Origin of the sequence: Streptomyces sp. NBC_00510, assembly GCA_036013505.1 — a bacterium.
Taxonomy (GTDB): domain Bacteria; phylum Actinomycetota; class Actinomycetes; order Streptomycetales; family Streptomycetaceae; genus Actinacidiphila.
Window position 1 is genome coordinate 7,183,921 of sequence record CP107851.1, and the last position, 19,773, is coordinate 7,203,693.

The 19,773-nt window shown below is 72.5% G+C and carries 22 protein-coding genes; 13 read left to right on the forward strand and 9 right to left on the reverse strand.

The window, feature by feature from the left end; translation table 11 throughout:
- Positions 1–32 precede the first annotated feature (32 nt).
- Positions 33–446: a VOC family protein gene (locus OG937_32400; protein WUD76061.1), complete on the reverse strand. Its 414-nt coding sequence runs from the start codon at positions 444–446 to the stop codon at positions 33–35.
- Between the two features lie 102 nt (positions 447–548).
- Positions 549–1,451 carry a neutral zinc metallopeptidase gene (locus OG937_32405; GenBank protein WUD76062.1) on the reverse strand — a complete coding sequence of 301 codons (903 nt, stop codon included), beginning with the start codon at positions 1,449–1,451 and terminating at the stop codon, positions 549–551.
- A 242-nt stretch (positions 1,452–1,693) separates the two neighbouring features.
- On the opposite strand from OG937_32405, the gene OG937_32410 reads away from it, so the two are divergent.
- The 3 genes from OG937_32410 to OG937_32420 all read left to right on the forward strand — a co-directional run bounded on the left by OG937_32410 (position 1,694) and on the right by OG937_32420 (position 4,802).
- Positions 1,694–3,292 (forward strand): ATP-binding cassette domain-containing protein, encoded by a 1,599-nt coding sequence (locus OG937_32410; protein ID WUD76063.1) that lies wholly within the window; start codon positions 1,694–1,696, stop codon positions 3,290–3,292.
- Between the two features lie 377 nt (positions 3,293–3,669).
- Positions 3,670–3,891: a helix-turn-helix domain-containing protein gene (locus tag OG937_32415; GenBank protein WUD76064.1), complete on the forward strand. Its 222-nt coding sequence runs from the start codon at positions 3,670–3,672 to the stop codon at positions 3,889–3,891.
- Between the two features lie 119 nt (positions 3,892–4,010).
- A complete protein-coding gene (locus tag OG937_32420; GenBank protein ID WUD76065.1) occupies positions 4,011–4,802 on the forward strand; it encodes an enoyl-CoA hydratase/isomerase family protein in 792 nt (263 codons plus the stop codon).
- 101 nt (positions 4,803–4,903) lie between these two features.
- On the opposite strand, the gene OG937_32425 is transcribed toward OG937_32420, so the two are convergent.
- Positions 4,904–5,626: a hypothetical protein gene (locus OG937_32425; protein ID WUD76066.1), complete on the reverse strand. Its 723-nt coding sequence runs from the start codon at positions 5,624–5,626 to the stop codon at positions 4,904–4,906.
- A gap of 157 nt (positions 5,627–5,783) precedes the next feature.
- Between OG937_32425 and OG937_32430 the strand changes: the two genes are divergently transcribed.
- From OG937_32430 to OG937_32450, 5 genes are read left to right on the forward strand one after another with little or no spacing between them, the layout of a single operon-like run.
- On the forward strand, positions 5,784–6,278 hold the full coding sequence (locus OG937_32430) for an Asp23/Gls24 family envelope stress response protein (protein WUD76067.1): 495 nt from the start codon (positions 5,784–5,786) through the stop codon (positions 6,276–6,278).
- A gap of 31 nt (positions 6,279–6,309) precedes the next feature.
- Positions 6,310–6,492 (forward strand): hypothetical protein, encoded by a 183-nt coding sequence (locus tag OG937_32435; protein WUD76068.1) that lies wholly within the window; start codon positions 6,310–6,312, stop codon positions 6,490–6,492.
- An 8-nt stretch (positions 6,493–6,500) separates the two neighbouring features.
- Positions 6,501–6,890 carry an Asp23/Gls24 family envelope stress response protein gene (locus tag OG937_32440; protein WUD76069.1) on the forward strand — a complete coding sequence of 130 codons (390 nt, stop codon included), beginning with the start codon at positions 6,501–6,503 and terminating at the stop codon, positions 6,888–6,890.
- A complete protein-coding gene (locus OG937_32445) occupies positions 6,887–7,483 on the forward strand; it encodes a DUF6286 domain-containing protein (GenBank protein ID WUD76070.1) in 597 nt (198 codons plus the stop codon). The genes OG937_32440 and OG937_32445 overlap by 4 nt, the downstream gene beginning before the upstream one ends.
- A 6-nt stretch (positions 7,484–7,489) precedes the next feature.
- A complete protein-coding gene (locus OG937_32450) occupies positions 7,490–8,059 on the forward strand; it encodes an alkaline shock response membrane anchor protein AmaP (GenBank protein ID WUD76071.1) in 570 nt (189 codons plus the stop codon).
- A gap of 41 nt (positions 8,060–8,100) precedes the next feature.
- On the opposite strand, the gene OG937_32455 is transcribed toward OG937_32450, so the two are convergent.
- The 5 genes from OG937_32455 to OG937_32475 all read right to left on the reverse strand — a co-directional run bounded on the left by OG937_32455 (position 8,101) and on the right by OG937_32475 (position 12,941).
- A complete protein-coding gene (locus tag OG937_32455) occupies positions 8,101–8,862 on the reverse strand; it encodes an SDR family oxidoreductase (GenBank protein WUD76072.1) in 762 nt (253 codons plus the stop codon).
- Positions 8,863–8,866: 4 nt separating this feature from the next.
- Positions 8,867–10,660, reverse strand: coding sequence for a glycoside hydrolase family 15 protein (locus OG937_32460; GenBank protein WUD76073.1), 1,794 nt, complete (start codon positions 10,658–10,660; stop codon positions 8,867–8,869).
- Positions 10,661–10,718: 58 nt separating this feature from the next.
- The gene (locus OG937_32465) at positions 10,719–11,546 is read right to left on the reverse strand and encodes an SURF1 family protein (protein WUD76074.1); all 828 of its coding nucleotides are present in this window, start codon (positions 11,544–11,546) and stop codon (positions 10,719–10,721) included.
- Between the two features lie 73 nt (positions 11,547–11,619).
- A complete protein-coding gene (locus OG937_32470; GenBank protein ID WUD76075.1) occupies positions 11,620–11,874 on the reverse strand; it encodes a hypothetical protein in 255 nt (84 codons plus the stop codon).
- Between the two features lie 80 nt (positions 11,875–11,954).
- Positions 11,955–12,941, reverse strand: a complete 987-nt coding sequence (locus OG937_32475; protein WUD76076.1) for a DEDDh family exonuclease — start codon at positions 12,939–12,941, stop codon at positions 11,955–11,957.
- A gap of 269 nt (positions 12,942–13,210) precedes the next feature.
- Here OG937_32475 and OG937_32480 point away from each other — a divergent pair, with 269 nt between their 5' ends.
- From OG937_32480 to OG937_32490, 3 genes are read left to right on the forward strand one after another with little or no spacing between them, the layout of a single operon-like run.
- Positions 13,211–14,059, forward strand: coding sequence for a sterol desaturase family protein (locus tag OG937_32480; GenBank protein ID WUD76077.1), 849 nt, complete (start codon positions 13,211–13,213; stop codon positions 14,057–14,059).
- Positions 14,056–14,739 (forward strand): lysoplasmalogenase, encoded by a 684-nt coding sequence (locus tag OG937_32485; GenBank protein ID WUD76078.1) that lies wholly within the window; start codon positions 14,056–14,058, stop codon positions 14,737–14,739. The genes OG937_32480 and OG937_32485 overlap by 4 nt, the downstream gene beginning before the upstream one ends.
- The gene (locus OG937_32490) at positions 14,724–15,767 is read left to right on the forward strand and encodes a zinc-dependent alcohol dehydrogenase family protein (GenBank protein WUD76079.1); all 1,044 of its coding nucleotides are present in this window, start codon (positions 14,724–14,726) and stop codon (positions 15,765–15,767) included. Before OG937_32485 ends, OG937_32490 begins: the two co-directional genes overlap by 16 nt.
- Positions 15,768–15,851: 84 nt before the next feature.
- On the opposite strand, the gene OG937_32495 is transcribed toward OG937_32490, so the two are convergent.
- Positions 15,852–17,384 carry a S8 family serine peptidase gene (locus tag OG937_32495; protein WUD76080.1) on the reverse strand — a complete coding sequence of 511 codons (1,533 nt, stop codon included), beginning with the start codon at positions 17,382–17,384 and terminating at the stop codon, positions 15,852–15,854.
- Positions 17,385–17,686: 302 nt separating this feature from the next.
- On the opposite strand from OG937_32495, the gene OG937_32500 reads away from it, so the two are divergent.
- Positions 17,687–18,076: a DUF485 domain-containing protein gene (locus tag OG937_32500; protein ID WUD76081.1), complete on the forward strand. Its 390-nt coding sequence runs from the start codon at positions 17,687–17,689 to the stop codon at positions 18,074–18,076.
- Positions 18,073–19,710, forward strand: coding sequence for a cation acetate symporter (locus OG937_32505; GenBank protein WUD76082.1), 1,638 nt, complete (start codon positions 18,073–18,075; stop codon positions 19,708–19,710). The genes OG937_32500 and OG937_32505 overlap by 4 nt, the downstream gene beginning before the upstream one ends.
- Positions 19,711–19,773 lie beyond the last annotated feature (63 nt).

Genomic DNA, 19,773 nt, shown 5'->3' on the forward strand with positions numbered 1-19,773 from the left:
GGGCCGCGACGACGGGCCCGCGACGACAGGGCCTACTCGTCCGGTATCCGCGGCACGTAGGTGCCGAAGGACCAGAGGTTGCCCTCGGGGTCGCGGGCCGTGTAGTCCCGCGACCCGTAGTCCTGGTCGGTGAGCGGCAGCACGACCTCGGCCCCGGCGGCGACGGCGCGCTCGTGGTGGGCGTCGGTGTCCTCCACGACCACGTACACCGACACGGCGCCCAGGTCCGCGGCGATCCGACTGAAAGCCGTCCCCGAGCGCTCGTTGCCGAGCATCACCACGCCGTTGCCGTACGCGAGTTCCGCGTGCTCCACGACGCCGTTCTCGCCCTGGTGCACCGCGACCTCGGTGAAGCCGAAGGCCTCCTTGAGGAAGGCGATGGCGGCCTTCGCGTCCTTGTAGCGCAGCGTCGGGTAGACGGTGGGCGCGGTTCCCTTGCCGGCCATGACGATCACCCTCCCCTTCCGGGACCTGACGTCCTGTGTGACGTGGATCCCAGTCTGGCAGGGGGGTCCGACAATGGCCCCGCGCACGGACATTCCGGCCGGTCAGCGCTGGAAGGTGTCGCAGTTGCCGGGGTCACCGGTGTCCAGTCCGGTGGTGAACCACTGCTGCCGCTGCGCGGACGAGCCGTGCGTCCAGGATTCCGGGGTCACCCGGCCCTGGACCCGGGACTGGATCGCGTCGTCGCCGACCGCCGCGGCCGCGTCCAGCCCCCGCCGGATGTCCTCCTCGTCGAGCGCGCTGATCATCGGGCTGCCCGTGTCCTCGTCGAGGGTCCGCGTGGCGTTGTGCGCCCACACGCCCGCGTAGCAGTCGGCCTGCAGCTCCACGCGCACCGAGTTGCTGCCGGGGCCGGTGAGCCGGTCCTGCGCCTTGCCCAGCGTCCCCACCAGGTCCTGCACGTGGTGCCCGTACTCGTGGGCGACGACGTAGCTCTCGGCGAACGGCCCGCCCTCCGCGCCGAAACGGCTGCTCAGCGTCGAGAAGAAGTCCAGGTCCAGGTAGACCTTGCGGTCCACGGGGCAGTAGAACGGCCCCGACTCGGGGTCCGCGACCCCGCACCCGGTGCGGATGGGCTGGTCGAAGAAGACGGTCGGCGCGGGTTCGTACGTCATGCCGCGCTCGCGGAACTCCGACGCCCAGTACGCCTGCACGTTGTTGATCACCGCGACCATGCGGCACTCCTGGTGGGCGTTGGCGTCCGCGCCGGTGCGGCAGCCGGCGGCGAGGTCCGAGCCCGAGGTGGTGCCCGGGGCCTGGCCCGGCGGATCGGAGGAGAGTCCCAGCTGGTCGGGACTGATGCCGAAGATCAGCCCGATCACCAGGACGATCAGCCCGGCGAGACCGCCGCCCACCATCTTGCCCCGCGGCCTGCCGCCGAACCGTCCGCCGCTTCGCCGGTCCTCCACCTGGGACGTGTCGAGCGATGCGTCGTCGTCGAACTGCATACCTACGATTATCTGCCGCTTTGTCCCTCCCGGCCCGTCACGGCCCCCGTCGCGACCCCCGTCTCGGTCCCCGGCCGGGCCCGCCCCGGGTCCCCGGCCGAAAACCGTTTGCCGGGGACCCGTGCCGCCCCCGGTAGACTGGAGACATGGCAGTGATCCTCACGCATTAGACGGCGTCCGACCGCGACCCACCGCGACCACATCGTCCGACTGCCGTCCGCCACGTTCTGGAGCTTCTTCCCGTGATTACTGCCACCGGCATCGAGCTGCGCGCCGGAGCCCGCGTCCTCATCGAGTCCGCCTCCTTCCGCATCGCCCGCGGCGACCGCGTCGGCCTGGTCGGCCGCAACGGCGCCGGCAAGACCACCCTCACCAAGGTGCTCGCGGGCGAGGGCCTGCCCGCCGGCGGCACCGTGACGCGTTCCGGTGAGGTCGGTTATCTGCCCCAGGACCCGCGTACCGGCGACCTCGACGTCCTGGCCCGCGACCGCATCCTGTCCGCCCGCGGGCTGGACACCGTCCTGCGCAAGATGCGCGAGAACGAGGACCGGATGGCCAACGGCAAGGGCGCCACCCGCGACAACGCGATGAAGAAGTACGCGCGCCTGGAGACCGAGTTCCTCACCAAGGGCGGCTACGCCGCCGAGGCCGAGGCCGCCACCATCGCCGCCGCGCTCGGGCTGCCCGACCGGGTCCTCGCCCAGCCGCTGCACACCCTCTCCGGTGGTCAGCGCCGCCGCGTCGAGCTGGCCCGCATCCTCTTCTCCGACGCCGACACCCTGCTGCTCGACGAGCCGACCAACCACCTCGACGCCGACTCGATCGTCTGGCTGCGGGACTTCCTCAAGACCTACCGCGGTGGGTTCATCGTCATCTCCCACGACATCAACCTGGTCGAGACGGTCGTCAACAAGGTGTTCTACCTGGACGCCAACCGCTCCCAGATCGACGTCTACAACATGGGCTGGAAGCAGTACCTGACCCAGCGCGAGGCCGACGAGAAGCGCCGCAAGCGCGAGCGCGCCAACGCCGAGAAGAAGGCCGCGACCCTCAACGCCCAGGCCGACAAGATGCGCGCCAAGGCCACCAAGACCGTCGCCGCCCAGAACATGGCCCGCCGCGCCGACAAGCTGCTGTCGGGGCTGGAGGCGGTGCGGCAGTCCGACAAGGTCGCCAAGCTGCGCTTCCCCGACCCCGCGCCGTGCGGCAAGACGCCCCTGACCGCCGAGGGCCTGTCCAAGTCGTACGGGTCGCTGGAGATCTTCACCGACGTCGACCTGGCCATCGACAAGGGCTCCCGGGTCGTCATCCTGGGCCTCAACGGCGCCGGCAAGACGACGCTGCTGCGGCTGCTGGCGGGCGTCGAGCAGCCCGACACCGGGGAGGTCGTGCCCGGGCACGGCCTCAAGCTCGGCTACTACGCCCAGGAGCACGAGACCCTCGACCCGGACCGGACCGTGCTGGAGAACATGCGCTCGTCGGCGCCCGACATGGACCTGGTCGCCGTCCGCAAGATCCTCGGCTCGTTCCTCTTCTCCGGCGACGACGTCGACAAGCCCGCCGGCGTGCTGTCCGGCGGGGAGAAGACCCGGCTGGCGCTCGCCACCCTCGTCGTCTCCAGCGCCAACGTGCTGCTGCTCGACGAGCCCACCAACAACCTCGACCCGGCCAGCCGCGAGGAGATCCTCGGCGCGCTGCGCACCTTCACGGGTGCGGTCGTCCTCGTCACCCACGACGAGGGCGCGGTGGAGGCGCTGCAGCCGGAGCGGATCATCCTGCTGCCCGACGGCGTCGAGGACCTGTGGGGCCAGGACTACGCCGACCTCGTCACGCTCGCCTGATCCTTCCGGTGCCCGCGGCCGATCATCCGTGTGGATCACTCCACTGGATCATTCGGCCGACGGGTGATCCTTCATCTGTGTGAGACCGGCTCGTACACCGGCGCGGGAACGTGCGAAATACCGGACGTACGAATGGATCAGCCGCGTCACATGGGGAAACTCCTTACCGGCCCGGGTGACCTGCCTTTTCTCCGCCGTGATCCGGAGGGAGTCCGGGACGGCCCGGCGGAATGCCGGATTCCACTTGCCCGGCGCCGGGTGTCCGCGTCAACGGCGCGCCAAATGTTGTCGCACGGACCTTGCCGAATGGGTGGCCAGGAAGTCTCCTAGGGGTGATCATGAGAGTCACAGAGCGCACTTCCCTAGAGGAGGCACGGGTGGCCGAGACTCTGAAGAAGGGCAGCCGGGTGACCGGCGCCGCGCGCGAGAAGCTCGCGGCAGACCTCAAGAAGAAGTACGACGGTGGAGCAAGCATCCGGGCGCTGGCCGAGGAGACCGGCCGCTCGTACGGCTTCGTCCACCGGATGCTCAGTGAGTCCGGCGTGACCCTGCGCGGTCGCGGCGGGGCGACACGGGGCAAGAAGGTTTCCACGGCCTGACACAGCCGGGCGCCCCGTGCGGCGGCTCGGAGTCGTGGCAGCACCACCCGGTCGCGGAAACGGCCGACCGGGTGGTTACTCTTCGGTAATCCAGACTGCGGATCGCCAGGAGGTGCCCGATGTCCGACCCCATTGTGTTGCTGGAACGTGACGGCGTACGACTCGTGACGGAGGATTCCGTCGCCACCGTCACGCTGTGCAACGCGGCCAAGCGCAACGCCCAGTCGCCCGCCATGTGGCGGGCGCTGGTCGAGGCCGGTCGTCTGCTCCCGGGCGGCGTACGGGTCGTCGTGCTCCGCGCGGAGGGCGTGTCCTTCTCCGCCGGGCTGGACCGGCAGGCCTTCACGCCTGAAGGATTCGACGGCGAGCCGTCGTTCATCGACCTCGCGCGCGCTCCCGAGGGCGAACTCGACGCCACGATCGCCGAGTACCAGTCGGCGTTCACCTGGTGGCGGCGGAACGACGTTGTCACCGTCGCCGCCGTGCAGGGGCACGCCATCGGAGCGGGTTTCCAGTTGGCCCTCGCCTGCGACCTGCGCGTCGTCGCCGACGACGTGCAGTTCGCCATGCGCGAGACGAGCCTGGGCCTGGTCCCCGACCTCGCCGGCACCAAGCCGCTGACCGAACTGGTCGGCTACGCCCGGGCGCTGGAGATCTGCGCCACGGGCCGCTTCGTCGGCGCCGAGGAGGCCTGCGCCACCGGCCTGGCCAACGTCGCCGTCCCGGCTGCCGAGTTGGACGGCACGGTCAAGGACCTGGTGGGCGCCCTGCTGACCGCGCCGCGCGACGCGGTGATCGAGACCAAGGCCCTGCTCCGCGAGGCCGCCGGCCGTTCGTACGACGAGCAGCGGGTGGCCGAACGCGCCGCGCAGGGCCGCCGGCTGCGGGACCTGGCGGGCGTGGGGGAGTAACGCCCCGACCGGGCGCGCGCACGACGGACCGGCCGCCCGGCGCCGACGGCGTCCGCGCGCCGCTCCGCGGCCGCCGTCTCGCGGGCCGGGTCCCCGTGGGCTCAGCCCTTGGCGATGTCGGTGACCACGACGGTCGTGACCTCCTGCGTCATGGCCGTCACCGCCGTGGCGACCGCCCGCCCGACGTCCAGGGCACGGTGACCCGCGTCCACCGCGATCTGCACCTGTGACGGATGGCGCTGCCCGCCCAGCCGCGAGGTCAGCCCGGCCACCCCGGGCACCGCCGCCGCGACGCGGCCCGCGGTGGTGGCGGACCGCCCGTCCTCCGGCGGGTCAGCGGCCTCCGCGGGCCGCGCCGCCGGCGGGCTGCCCTCCTCCAGCAGTCCGGTGACCGTCAGGTCGACCGCCTCCGGCTCCAGACCGACGCCCTCGGTCGCCGCCTCCCACAGCGCGTCGCGCAGCCGTCCGGCCGACTCGGGCAGCGGAAGCTCCGGGGTGGCCTCGAAGCCGGCCTCCACCCGCAGCGGCCGCCTCGGCAGCGCGCCGGACGGCGCCGACTCCGGCAGCACCGCCGCCGCGTTCCCGGGCTCCCCGTCATGTGGTCCGTCCGGTCCGTCCGGTCCGTCCGGTCCGTCCGGTCCGTCCGCCGTGCCGATGCGCAGGGTGCCCAGGCGGACCCCGGGCACCGCGTCGGCGGCCGCGCGCAGCACCCCGGCCGCCGCCCGCTCGGTGACCCACACCGTGTCCCCGGGCCCGCCGAGGGGGAGCACCCGGCCGAGCCCGAGCTGCCGGCGTACCGCACGAGCCAACCGGTCCGCGGTCATCGGCCGTCGCCTCCCTCCACCGCGCGCATCCGCGCGGGCCGCCATCCTGGCCCTGATCGCTGCATCCTCACAGCGCGACGGGGCATGCCCACATAGTGTGGTGCACGGAGCAGCCCGTACCGCTCCCGCCATCGGAATCCCGAAGGGAAGAGGTGCGATGACCGACACCGCGCAGCAGCCGGAAGGGCGGGGCCGGACCCTGGAGAAGGGGACCAGCCCGGCCGGCAACGGCACGTCAGGGCAGCGGCGGGCGCCCCTGGGTGATCCCGCGACGCGCGGGCGGACCACCATCGCGGACGGCGTGGTCGAGAAGATCGCCGGGCTTGCGGCGCGTGACGTGGAGGGTGTGCACGCCCTCGGTTCCGGGGTCTCCCGCGGTTTCGGCGCGGTCCGCGACCGAGTGCCCGGCGGCAAGTCCGTGACCCGGGGCGTGCGGGCCGAGGTGGGCGAGGTGCAGGCCGCCCTCGACCTGGACGTCGTCGTGGACTACGGGGTCTCGATCGTGGCGGTCGCGCACGGGGTGCGCGAGAACGTCATCGCGGCCGTGGAGCGGATGACCGGCCTCGAGGTCATCGAGGTCAACATCGCGGTGGGCGACGTCAAGCTGCCCGAGGACACGGACGACGACGACCAGGAGCAGCGGGTCCAGTGACGGGCCCCGGGTGGGAAACAGGGAGCGGACGATGAGCATGGCCGTGCTCGGCTTGATCGTCGGGATGGCGCTCGGATTCGCCGGGTACTTCGGTGGGTTCGCGGCCTTCCTGCTCGTGGCGGCGCTCGGCGCCGTCGGGTTCGTCGTCGGCCGGTTCCTCGACGGCGACCTGGAGCCAGGGGAGTTCTTCCGCAGCCGTGACCGGAGGCGGTGAGCCCCCGGATGACGGCCGCGGTGCCGACGCCGGCGTCCTCCGTTCCGCCCCTCGTCCCCGGCGAGCGCGGCTCGCTCCGCCTCGCCGACCGCGTGCTGGCGAAGATCGCCTCCCAGGCGGCCCGCGAGGCGCTGGCCGACGCCCCCGGCAGGGAGTACGTGCCGCGCGGGGCGCGCCCCCAGGCCGGCGTCTCCGTCCACCGCGAGCAGGTGTACGTACGGCTCTCCGTCGAACTCGGCTACCCGGTGGACATCGCCGCGGTGTGCCGCTCGGTGCGCCGTCATGTCGCGGCCCGGGTCGAGGAGTTGACCGGCGTCGTGGTCTTCGGGGTGACCGTGGAGGTCGAGCGGCTGCACTCGCGGGCCAGCCACATCCTGGAGGAGGCGAGGGTCCGGTGAGCGACCTCGGCCCGGCACCCCTCCCGCCGACCGGACGGCCGCCGTACGGCTCCCGCCCGCGGCGCTTCTGGTCCCCGCGTCGCCTCCCGGCCGCGATCACCGCCGCCCTCCTGGCCGCCGCGGCCGGGCTGCTGCTGTACGACGTCGCCGCGGTGCGCGCCGGACGGTCCGGGATGGCCTGGCGCCGGATCCTCGCGGACGAACTGGCCACCCGCCCGCTGGACGACCCGTGGATCCTCGCCGGGGCCTGTGTGGCGGTCCTGCTCGGGCTGTGGCTGCTCGTCCTCGCCGTCACCCCGGGGCTCCGCGACGTGCTCGCCATGCGCGCCGGAACGGCGCCCGTACGGGCCGGACTCGACCGTCACGCCGCCGAACTCACCCTGCGCGACCGCGCGGTGGAGGTCTCCGGGGTGCGCTCGGCGCGCGTCACGGTCACCCGCCGTACCGCCACCGTGCGCGCCGTGATCTCCTTCCGGGAGACGGACGCGGTCCGTGCCGATCTGGCGTCCTCCCTGGCCGATGCCATGGAACAGCTGGGCCTGGCCCGGCCGCTGGGCCTCGCGCTGCACGTCCGCCGCATGGAAGAGGGGTGAGGCGCGGTGCGCGCCACCGTCAATCGTGTCGTCCTCGCCCTCGTGGGGCTGGCCCTGGTGCTCGTCGGCGCCGTCGTGCTGTGCTCCGCGACGGGCCTGCTGCGCCGTCCGTACACCGGGCGGGACGACGTGCTGCTCAGCGGGGGCGACCGGACCCGCTACGAGGCCTCCTCGTGGTGGTGGCCCGTCGTGATCGGCGTGCTGGCCCTGCTCGTGCTGGGCGCCCTGTGGTGGCTGCTCGCCCAGGTGCGCGACCGCAGGCTGCGCCGGCTGGCGGTGGACGCCGACGACGACGGCGTGGCGCTGCTGCGCGGCCGCGCACTGGAGGAGATCATCGCCGCCGACGCCGAGCAGCTCCACGGCGTCGACCACGCCACCACCGCGCTCATGGGCACGCCCACCGCGCCCCGCGCCCGTCTGCTGCTCGCCCTGTCGCCGCACGCCGTCCCCGGGGACGTCCTCGCCGGGCTCGACTCCGCCGTCCTGGACCGCGCCCGCGTCAGCGCCGGCCTCCCCCTGCTCCCCGCAGAGGCGCGCCTGCGCGCCGTCAGCCACCGGGCGGCCCGCGTCAGCTGACCGCGCCAGGGCGCGACGGACGGGGCGGACGGACACGTCCGCTAGAAGCCGCCGCGCGCGCCGCCGTCCACCGGGAGCATGACCCCCGTCAGGTAGGACGCCGCGGGCGACAGCAGGAAGGCGGCGGTACGGCCGAACTCCTCCGGGGTGCCGTAGCGGCGCAGCGGGATGCGCTCGCTGAGCCGGGCGCGGGCGGCGTCCGGGTCCCCGGTGAGGGCGTCGAGCTCGCGGACGCGGTCGGTGTCGATCCGGGCGGGCAGCAGCCCCACCACGCGGATGCCGCGCGGTCCCAGTTCGTTGGCGAGGCTCTTGGCGTAGCCGGCCAGGCCCGGCCGCAGGCCGTTGGAGACCACGAGCCCCGGGATCGGCTCGTGCACCGAGCCCGAGAGCACGAAGCCGATGACGCCGCCCTCGCCCAGCTCGTCGGCGGCCGCCCGGGACAGCCGTACGGCACCCAGGAAGACGGACTCGAACGCGTCCCGCCACTGGTCGTCCCCGATGACGTCGGTGCCGCCCGCCGGCGGCCCGCCGACGCTGATGAGGAAGCCGTCGAGCCTGCCGAACGCCCGGCGGGCGGCGGCGACCAGCCGCTCCGGCGCCTGGGGCCCGGCGTTGTCCGCGACGACGCCGGTCGCCCGCTCCGCGCCGCCGAGCGCCGCGACGGCGGCGGTCACCGACTCCTCGTGGCGGCCGCTGACGACCACCCGCGCGCCGTCGGCCACCAGTTCCCGCGCGGCGGCGAAGCCCAGCCCGCGGGTGCCGCCCGTGACGACGTACACCCTGTCCTTCAGCCCGAGATCCATGGCGTCATCGTGCCCCATCGCAGCCGGAGAGGGTGAGCGCGGTGTTGACCAGGCCGATGTGGCTGAACGCCTGCGGGAAGTTGCCCAGCTGGCGCCGGTCGACCGGGTCCCATTCCTCCGCCAGCAGGCCGACGTCGTTGCGCAGGCCCAGCAGCCGCTCGAACAGCTCGCGCGCCTCGTCGGCGCGGCCGATCCGGTGCAGCGCGTCGGCGAGCCAGAACGAGCAGGCCAGGAAGGCGCCTTCGCCGCCGGGCAGCCCGTCCACGCTGCTGTCCTCCAGGGTGTAGCGGCGTACGAAGCCGCCGTGGTCCAGCTCGCGGCGCACCGCCTCCACCGTGCCGACCACCCGGCTGTCGGTGACGGGGAGGAAGCCCACCTGCGGGATCAGCAGGGTCGCCGCGTCCAGTTCCCTGGAGCCGTAGTACTGCGTGAAGGTGTTGCGCTCGCGGTCGAAGCCCTTGCGGCACACCTCCCGGTGCACCTCGCTGCGCATCGCCCGCCAGGAGTCCGCGTCGCCGGAAAGGTGCGGCTGCCCCTCCAGGGTGCGCACCGCCCGGTCGGCGGCCGCCCAGGCCATCACCTTGGAGTGCACGAAGTGCTGCCGGTCGCCGCGCACCTCCCACAGGCCCTCGTCGGGTTCGTGCCACTTGGACTCCAGGAAGTCCATCAGCGTGCGCTGCACCGCCCAGGCGTGGGGCTCGTCGCGCAGCCCGAAGCTGCGGGCGAGGAAGAGCGAGTCCAGGACCTCGCCGTAGACGTCGAGCTGGAGCTGCTTGGCGGCGGCGTTCCCGGTCCGCACCGGCAGGGACGCCTCGTACCCGGCGAGCCAGTCCAGTTCCTCCTCGGGCAGCCGGCGCTCACCGGCCAGCCCGTACATGATCTGCAGGTCGGCGGGGTCGCCGGCGACGGCGCGCAGCAGCCAGTCGCGCCAGTGGTAGGCCTCCTTGAGGTAGCCGGTCTCCACCAGCACGTTCAAGGTGAGCGTCGCGTCGCGCAGCCAGCAGAAGCGGTAGTCCCAGTTCCGCACCCCGCGGATCTCCTCGGGCAGCGAGGAGGTCGCCGCCGCGACGATGCCGCCGCTGGGCGCGTACGTGAGCGCCTTGAGGGTGATCAGCGAGCGCAGCACCGCGTCCCGCCAGGGACCGTCGTAGCGGCACTTGGCCGACCAGGACTCCCAGTCAGCGCAGCTCTGCTCCAGCGCCTGGTAGGGGTCGATCAGGCGCGGCCGGCTCTCGTGGGAGGGGTGCCAGGTCAGGGCGAAGGCGATCCGCTCGCCCTCGGCGACGGTGAAGTCGGCGTGGGTGGCGAAGCCCCTGCCGTACATGGGCACCTGGGGCTCGGTGCGCAGCCACACCGAGTCCGGCCCGGCGATCGCGACGCGGTGGCCGTCGGTGCGGCGCATCCAGGGGACGACCCGCCCGTAGTCGAAGCGCAGCCGCAGCTCGCTGCTCATGGCGACGTGCCCGCGCACGCCCTCGACGATGCGCATGACGTCCGGTGCGCGATCGCGCTGCGGCATGAAGTCGATCACCTTGGCGGTGCCGTCGCGGGTCTCCCACACGCTCTCCAACACCAAGGTGCCCTCGCGGTACGAGCGGCGCGTGCACGGCTCCTCGTCCCAGGCGGAGGCCGGGGCGATCCGCCAGGTGCCGTTGTCCTCGTCGCCCAGCAGCGCGGCGAAGCAGGCGCCGGAGTCGAAGCGGGGCAGGCACAGCCAGTCGATGGAGCCGCTCCTGGAGACCAGCGCGACGGTCTGCAGGTCACCGATGATCGCGTAGTCCTCGATCAGTGCCGCCACGGTCGGCCTCCGTCTCTCCCTCTACGAGGGTCCCCGCTCTACGAGGGTGCCCCCGGCGCTAGGGCGACGCGACCGCAGCGGCGGCCGGTTCGGCCATGGCACTCTCCTGCGCCGCCGCGTCGCGGGCGGCGAGCCGCTCCCGCCGCTCGCGGCGGACGAGGATGACCCAGCCGACCGGCACCATGGCGGTGAACAGCCACCACTGGATCGCATACCCCATGTGCATGCCGATGCTGCTGTGGTCGGGATCCGGGATCAGCTCGGGCTGCCGCCCGGAGGGCTTGGGGGAGGTCGCCGCCAGCTCGATGTAGCCGCCGACCGGCCGCTGTGCCGCGGGCAGGTCCTGGGCCACCATCCCGCTGTTGATCAGCATGATCATGCGGTCGGGCAGTCCGCCCTTGTTCCTGATGCCGGTCGCCGCGGTGGTCTCGTCCGGGCGCAGCCGGCCGGTGACGGTGACCTCGCCGGACGGCGCCGCGGGGACCTTGGGGAACGTGGTCAGGTCGGTGCCGGCGGGGATCCAGCCCCGGTTGACCAGCACCGACCGGCCGTCGGCCAGGACCAGCGGGGTGATCACGTGGTAGCCGATGCTGTCCCCGTCGGCGGCGGTGCGCTGACGGGCGACGACCTCGTGGGCGGTGTCGTAGTGCCCGGTCGCGGTGACCGTGCGGTAGATCTGCCGCTTCGGCACGGCCGCGCCGGGGGCGGTCAGCGACTCCACCGGGACGGGCTCCGCCTCGAGGTTGTCCGCGATCAGGTGGTTGCTGGCCACCCGGCGCTCGTGCCGGTGCAGCTGCCAGAAGCCCAGCTCGACCATGGCGGGCATCAGGAGCAGTGCGATGAGGGTGAGGATCACCCACTGCCGGGACAACAGGAAGCGGTACACCCCATGACCGTACAACTCGGTCGCGGGGCGCCTTCCGGAGGGGTCGGACGGCGCCGTGGTGCGGCCGCCGGGATCAGCCGCCGCCGGGCAGCGAGCCGACCCGGTCGACGATGCCGCTGCGGCCCTCCGCCTTGGAGCAGTGGCCGCCGCAGTACCAGTGGCCGTCGACCTCGACCCCGTGGCCGACGATCCGTACCCGGCAGTGCTCGCAGATGGGCGCCATCCGGTGGATCGCGCACTCGAAGCTGTCGAAGACGTGCACGGCCCCCTGGGCGTGCACTTCGAAGCTCATCACGTAGTCGTTTCCGCATACTTCGCATCGGGCCATGAGGCCCAGGGTGCGGGCCGGGCCCTGGCGCGGCAATCGGTGACCGGGTGCGTCGCGGGCGCACCACTCGAACGGAGGCGTCAGCCGTGCACGTCCGGCGCGGGGGCGACGTCCCGCAGCAACTCGGCGAAGCGGCGCTCGTCGACGACCGGGGTGCCGAGCTGCCGGGCCCGTACCGTCTTCGTGGTGAGCGAGTCGGGGTCGTTGGTCACCAGGAGGCTGGTCAGCCGGCTCACGGAGGACGACACGTGCAGACCCGCCTCGGTGGCGCGGTCCTCCAGCAGTTCGCGGTCGATGCCCGTGTCGCCCGAAAAGGCGACCCGCATCCCCTGGACCAACGGTCCGCCGGACTCCAGCCGCCCCGGGTTGGGATAGGGGCAGGCCGGCCGCTTCCGCGAGGTCCGCCAGTTCATCGGCCGGTACGTGCTGCGGTAGCCCGCGGAGACCGACTGCCGGGGGACGGCCGTGTCGATCCACTCCGTCAGGGGGCGGCAGGCGTGCAGCGGCAACTGCATGCCGCCCGCCGCGGCCTGCCGCAGGCTGGGGCGGAACACCTCCGCCAGCACGCGCGCGTCGTCCAGGGCGTGGTGGGCGCGCTGCTGGACGACGCCGAAGTGCGCGGCCAGGGACTCCAGCTTGTGGTTGGCCAGCGGCAGCCCCAGCGCCTTGGAGAGCACGATGGTGCACAGCCGGTGCTCCACCGGCGCCACGGTGCCCGCCCGCGCGAACTCCCGGGCGAGCATGGACCAGTCGAAGACCGCGTTGTGGGCGACGAACACCCGGCCCGACAGCCGGTCCGCCAGCTCGGCCGCGACCTCGCCGAAGAGCGGGGCGTCGGCCAGCATGTCCGAGGTGAGGCCGTGGATCCACACCGGGCCCGGGTCACGCTGCGGGTTGACGGGGGTGTACCAGTGGTCCTCCACCTCGCCGCGCGCGTCCAGCCGGTAGACGGCCGCGGACACTATCCGGTCGTCGCGGCCGAGGCCGGTGGTCTCGACGTCCACGACGGCGTATCCGTCGGGGTAGGCCTCTGGCCACGACGGGTGCGGAAGCTGGGGCGCGTGCATGGAGGAACACAATACGGGCGGCCACCGACAGCGCCCGCCGCCACCCGCCCCTGGCGCACCGTCGGATCCCGCCGGGGACGGGTCGGCCGCGGCGGCGCGCGGGGCCCGCCGGGCGCGGCCCCCGCGGGTCAACCACCCGTCGCGTGGACCCGGTTGGGCCGTCGGCCCTGCGAGGCGGCCCACCCGGCGCAATCCCGCGGGTACCCCCGGGTAGAACCGATCGGTAACGACCTCTAGCCGGGGCCGCCGCGCGCCCTTAAGGTGCGCGCATGCCGCAACTGCCCGATGCCGTGATGTGGTCGATACCCGCGTTCGTGCTGCTCACCGTCCTGGAGCTGATCAGCTACCGGATCCGTCCGGACGAGGACGCCGCCGGCTACGCCGCCAAGGACACCGCGACGAGCCTGTCGATGGGACTCGGCAGCCTGTTCTTCGACTTCCTCTGGAAGATCCCGATCGTCGCGGTATACACCGCTGTGTACGCGTTCAGCCCGTTGCGGGTGCCCGTGGTGTGGTGGACGATCCCGCTGATGCTGCTCGCGCAGGACTTCTTCTACTACTGGCAGCACCGCGGCCACCACGTGGTCCGCATCCTGTGGGCGTCCCACGTGGTGCACCACTCCAGCCGGAAGTTCAACCTCTCCACCGCGCTGCGCCAGCCCTGGACCGGCATGACGTCGTGGGTGTTCTACCTGCCGATGATCGTCTGCGGGGTGCACCCGGCGGCACTGGCGTTCTGCTCCTCGCTCAACCTCGTCTACCAGTTCTGGATCCACACCGAGCGCGTCGACAAGCTCTCCCGCCCGGTGGAGTTCGTCCTCAACACGCCCTCGCACCACCGCGTGCACCACGCCTCGCAGGGCGGCTACCTGGACCGCAACTTCGGCGGCATCCTGATCGTCTGGGACCGGCTGTTCGGTTCCTTCGCGGCGGAGGCGCAGCGCCCGGTCTTCGGGCTCACCAAGAACATCACCACGTTCAACCCGCTGCGCGTGGCCACCCACGAGTACGCCGCGATCGCCCGGGACGTCGCCGCCGCCCGCACCTGGCGCGACCGAGCGGGCCACGTCCTGCGCGGTCCCGGCTGGCGTCCGCGGGGCGAGGAGCCGGCGGCGTGACGCGGGAGCGCGCCGCCCGCGCGGCACTGGCCGTCTTCGCGGTGGTGGCCGTGGTCCACCTGGCCGCCCAGCTCGCGGGGTCGGTGACGGCCGACCACCTCACCAAGCCCGTCCTGGTGCCGCTGCTCGCGGTCTGCGCGGCGCTGCGGAGCGGCCCCCGGCTGCTGGTCGCCGCGCTGCTGTGCGGCTGGGCCGGGGACGTGCTGCTGCAGCTCGACGGGGACGCGTCCTTCCTCGCCGGGATGGGCGCCTTCGCGGCCGGGCACGTCTGTTACCTCACACTTTTCGCCGCCCGCGGGGCCTTCACCGACCGGCGGCGCGCCGCCGTGACGGCGGCCGGTTACGCGGTCGCGTGGGTCGCCGCGCTCGTCGTGGTGTGGCCGGGCCTGCCTTCCGGGCTGCGGATCCCGGTCGCCGCGTACAGCCTGCTGCTGACGGCGATGGCGGCCGGCGCGGCCGCGCTCGGCCCGCGGGCGACGGCGGTGGGCGGGGCGCTCTTCCTGCTCTCCGACACCCTGCTCGCGATCCGGCTCGCCGACCTCCCGCAGCTCCCGGCGGCCGACTTCTGGATCATGCTCACCTATCTCGGGGCGCAGTTCCTGCTCGCCACCGGCCGGTACGGTGGTACGACCCCATTCGTACGACCAGCGAGGACGACCTCCGTATGCGCGCCACCGTGATCCACGCCCCCCACGACATACGGGTGGAGGAGGTGCCGGACCCGGTGGTCCGGCAGCCCACCGACGCGGTGGTGCGCGTGGTGCTGGCCTGCATCTGCGGCAGCGACCTGTGGGCGTACCGCGGCGAGTCGGCCCGGCAGCCGGGACAGCGCATCGGGCACGAGTTCCTCGGCGTCGTGGAGGAGACCGGCTCCGAGGTGTCCGGGCTCAAGCCGGGCGACCTGGTCGTCTCGCCCTTCGTGTGGTCCGACGGTACGTGCGCCTACTGCGCGGAGGGTCTGACGACCTCCTGCCCGGCCGGCGGCTTCTGGGGCCAGGTCGGCTCCGACGGCGGCCAGGGCGAGGCCGTGCGCGTGCCGTTCGCGGACGCCACCCTCGTACGGCTGCCCGCCGAGGCGCTCTCCGACGACCGCCTGCTGGCCGGTCTGCTCACCCTCTCCGACGTACTGGGCACCGGCCACCACGCCGCCGTCGGCGCCGGTGTGCGGCCCGGCGCCACGGTCGCGGTCGTCGGGGACGGCGCGGTCGGACTGTGCGGTGTGCTGGCCGCCCGGCGGCTCGGCGCGGAGCGGATCATCGCGCTCGGCCGGCACGAGGCCCGCACCGGGATCGCCCGCACCTTCGGCGCCACCGACGTCGTCGCCGAGCGCGGCGAGGCCGCCGTCGCGGCGGTCCGCGAACTGACCGGCGGCCACGGCGCCCACGCGGTCATCGAGGCCGTCGGCACCGAGCAGTCGATGCGCACCGCCGTCGCCATCACCCGCGACGGCGGCGCCGTCGGCTACGTCGGCGTCCCGCACGGCAGCGGCACCGGCCTCGACCTGAGCGACATGTTCGACCGCAACGTCTCCCTGCGCGGCGGCGTCGCCCCGGTCCGCACCTACATCCCCGAACTGCTCCCGGACGTCCTCGACGGCACCGTCGACCCGTCCCCGGTCTTCGACCTCACCGTCGGCCTGGACGGCGTCCCCGGCGGCTACAAGGCGATGGACGGGCGCACCGCGCTGAAGGTCCTGGTCAAGGCCTGACCCGGGCCCGGACGGCGGAACGCCCGGACAACGGAACGCCCGGCGGGGATCCCGCCGGGCGTTCCTCGTGTCACGCGGGGCGCGTCACTTCGTGACGGCGTCCAGGGCGTCGACGACGCCGTGGCCGTAGAAGCTGGTCACGTGCCGGCCGGTGGTGCAGGTGGCGTCCTGCACGCCGTTGCCGTCCGGGTCGTACAGACCCGTCGGGCAACCCGGGTCGTCGGCCTGGGCCTTGAGCATCCACTGCAGTTGCTCCGGGGAGGCGTGCGGGTGGCGGCTCTTGATGAGCGCGGCGACGGCGGCCACGTGCGGGCTGGCCATCGACGTGCCCTGCAGGTAGCCGTAGGTGTTGCCGGGCAGGGTGGACAGGATCCGCCCGTTGGCCGAGGGGGTGGCGGGGATCTGGTAGCGGTCGCCGCCGGGGCCCGCGACGTCGACGACGCCGAGACCGTAGCTGGAGTAGTACGACTTCAGCTTCTGCACGCCGGTCGCGGAGACGGTGACGACGCCCGGCAGTTGGGTCGGGATGTCCCAGCAGACGTGCGGGTCGATGGTCCGGGTGACCGGGGTGGTGTCGTCGGGGCTCGTCGAGTCGACGATCGCGTCCGAGTCGAGGTCGTGGTTGGAGTTGCCCGCCGAGGCGACGTTCAACACGCCCTTCTTGTGGGAGTACTGCGCGGCCCGGTTGACGGCGTCGACGATGGCCCGCTGGTCGGCGTCGCCGAAGCAGTTGTAGAGCCACGGGTCGATGTAGTAGCTGTTGTTGGTGATCTCGACGCCGTGGTCGGCGGCGAAGACGAAGGCGCAGACCACGCTCTCCGGGAAGAACAGCTGCGTGACGGGGTCGGCCACCTTGATGGAGGCGACCTTCACGCCCGGGGCCACACCGGCCACGCCGATCCCGTTGCGCGCCGCGGCGATCTCACCCGCGACGTGCGTGCCGTGGTAGGCGTCCGGGGTGTACGGGCGCCAGGCGCCGGGGCCGGTGTCGGCCTTGCCGCCCACGCAGTTGGCGGACTGCGAGGCGGAGAAGTTGGCGGTGAGGTCCGGGTGCGTGTCGTCGACGCCGGTGTCGATGACGGCGACGGTGACCTTGCGGCTGCCCGGGTTGATCCGGGCGGCCTTGTCGGCCCTGATGGCCGGCAGGTCCCACTGGTCCGGCTCCATCGGCTCCTGAGCGGCGGTGGCCGCGGACTTCGCCCGGGCGGCGTCGGCGGCCGTGATCTCCTGCACCGCGCCCAGCTCCGTCGTCGACGCCGTGGACAGCGCGGCCGTCCGGGTCGCCCCGGCGGTCTGCACACCGCGGACCTTGCGCATCTCGGAGGCGAACGCGGGGTTCGCCGAGTGGACGACGATCACGCCGATCCGGTCGTAGGTGGTGACGACGTCGCCACCGCTGCGGGACACGGCCCGCTCCACGGACTTGATGGTTCCCCGGTCGGTCTTGGTGTTGACCACGTACGACAGCGTCGGGCCGTCGTACGCGGCACTGCCGCCGCCCGAGGCGGATCCGGCGGTGGCGGCCGAGGCGGCGTTCGGCAGGAAGGCGAGAGCACTCGCCACCGCGACACCGATCGGTATCGCGAAGGCGCGGCGCCGTCTTGGCAGTGGAGCCATGGGATCTCCAATCGTCCAAACACCCGTCCTGGCGGCCGTGTTGCCCTTGGACGGGTACATGACGCTGGAAGCTATCGTCGCCGTCGGCGCGCTATCAATGGATTGGTAAAGAAAGCTCAAGTTCCGGTTGCCGAGGAACAACCAGTTTTCAACTACCGCCCCCTGTCGAAGGCCGTGGTCGCGCATCTACCATGCGCGGGTCCGATCTTTACGTGACGTAGCTCACGTCGGCGCCCCCGTGCGCCCACGCGGGTCGCGTCGCCTGCTCGTGCCCTCTCAAGCTCCGCCCCACAGGAGGCATCGTGGACCCCGCACGACCGTCGGCAAGCTCCGGTCCGCCGTCTGCCGACTCGTACGCCGAGGTGCAGGCGAGCGCGGAGTTCGCCCAACTGCGCCGCTCATACCGCTCGTTCGCGTTCCCGCTCACGGTCGCGTTCATCACCTGGTACCTGCTCTACGTCCTGCTGTCGAACTACGCCGGCGGCTTCATGGACACCAAGGTCGTGGGCCACATCAACGTGGCCCTCGTCTTCGGGCTCGCGCAGTTCGCCACCACCTTCGGGATCGCCGTGTGGTACTCCCGGCACGCGAACGCCAAGCTCGACGCCCGCGCGGACGCCATCAAGGCGAGCCTGGAAGGCCCTGGCCCCCAGGGCACCGACGACACCGAGAGCACGGAGGCCACCGCATGACCGCGCTGCACACCACGGGAGTCCAGGTGGTCGCGGTCGGCGCGAGCGAACACCGACCGCTCATCATCACCCTGTTCTCGGTCTTCGTCGTCGCGACGCTCGGCATCACCGTCTGGGCCGGCCGCCAGACCAAGGACGCCACCGACTTCTACGCCGGCGGCCGTTCCTTCAGCGGCTTCCAGAACGGCCTGGCGATCTCCGGCGACTACATGTCGGCCGCGTCCTTCCTGGGCATCGCGGGTTCCATCGCCCTCGTCGGCTACGACGGCTTCCTCTACTCGATCGGATTCCTCGTCGCCTGGCTGGTGGCGCTGCTGCTGGTCGCCGAACCCCTGCGCAACTCCGGCCGGTTCACCATGGCGGACGCCCTCGCCTTCCGGCTGCGGCAGCGCCCGGTGCGCACGGCCGCGGGCATCTCGACCATCGTTGTCAGCATCTTCTACCTGCTGGCCCAGATGGTGGGCGCGGGCGCCCTGGTGGCCCTGCTGCTCGGCATCACCGGTGAGGGGCCGCGCCGTCTGATCGTCATCCTCGTCGGCGTCGTCATGGTGCTGTACGTGACCATCGGCGGCATGAAGGGCACCACCTGGGTGCAGATGGTCAAGGCGGTGCTGCTGATCGGCGGGACCCTGCTGATCACGTTCCTGGTCTTCGCCAAGTTCCACTGGAACCTGTCGTCGCTGCTCGGCGCCGCCGCGGAGAAGAGCGGCAAGGGCGCGGCCTTCCTGGAGCCGGGCCTGAAGTACGGCGTCACGGCCACCTCGAAGATCGACTTCATCTCGCTGGGCCTGGCCCTCGTGCTCGGCACCGCGGGCCTGCCGCACATCCTGATCCGCTTCTACACCGTGCCCACCGCCCGGGCCGCCCGTACCTCGGTGAACTGGGCGATCGGCATCATCGGCTGCTTCTACCTGATGACGATCGCGCTGGGCTTCGGGGCCGCCGCCCTGCTCACCCCGGAGACGATCACCACCTCCAACGCGGCAGGCAACACCGCGGCCCCGCTGCTCGCGCAGGAGATCGGCGGCGGCGCGGACTCCACGGGCGGCGCGATCCTGCTCGCCGTGATCTCCGCGGTCGCCTTCGCCACGATCCTGGCCGTGGTCGCGGGCCTCACCCTCGCCTCCTCGTCGTCCTTCGCGCACGACCTGTACGCCAACGTCATCCGCAAGGGCACGGCGAGCGAGAAGGAGGAGGTCGCGGCGGCGAAGATCGCGGCGGTCGCCATCGGGGCCGTGGCGATCCTGCTCGGCATCTTCGCGGGCAAGCTCAACATCGCCTTCCTGGTCGCCCTGGCCTTCGCCGTCGCGGCGTCCGCGAACCTGCCGACGCTCCTGTACAGCCTGTTCTGGAAGCGTTTCAACACCACCGGGGCGCTGTGGAGCATCTACGGCGGTCTGATCACCTCCGTGTTCCTGGTGGTCTTCTCGCCCGTGGTCTCGGGCAAGGAGACCGCGATGTTCCCCGGCGTGGACTTCCACTGGTTCCCGCTGGAGAACCCCGGGATCGTCTCCATCCCCGTCGGTTTCCTGCTCGGTGTGGTGGGCACGCTCCTGTCCAAGCCGGAAGAGGACGCCGACCGCAAGTACGCGGAACTGGAGGTCCGCTCCCTCACGGGAGCCGGAGCGCATTAAACAGACTGTTGAAGGTCAGTGCCGTCCCGTAGGCTGCGAAGTAGCGGGACGGCACTGCCGTTC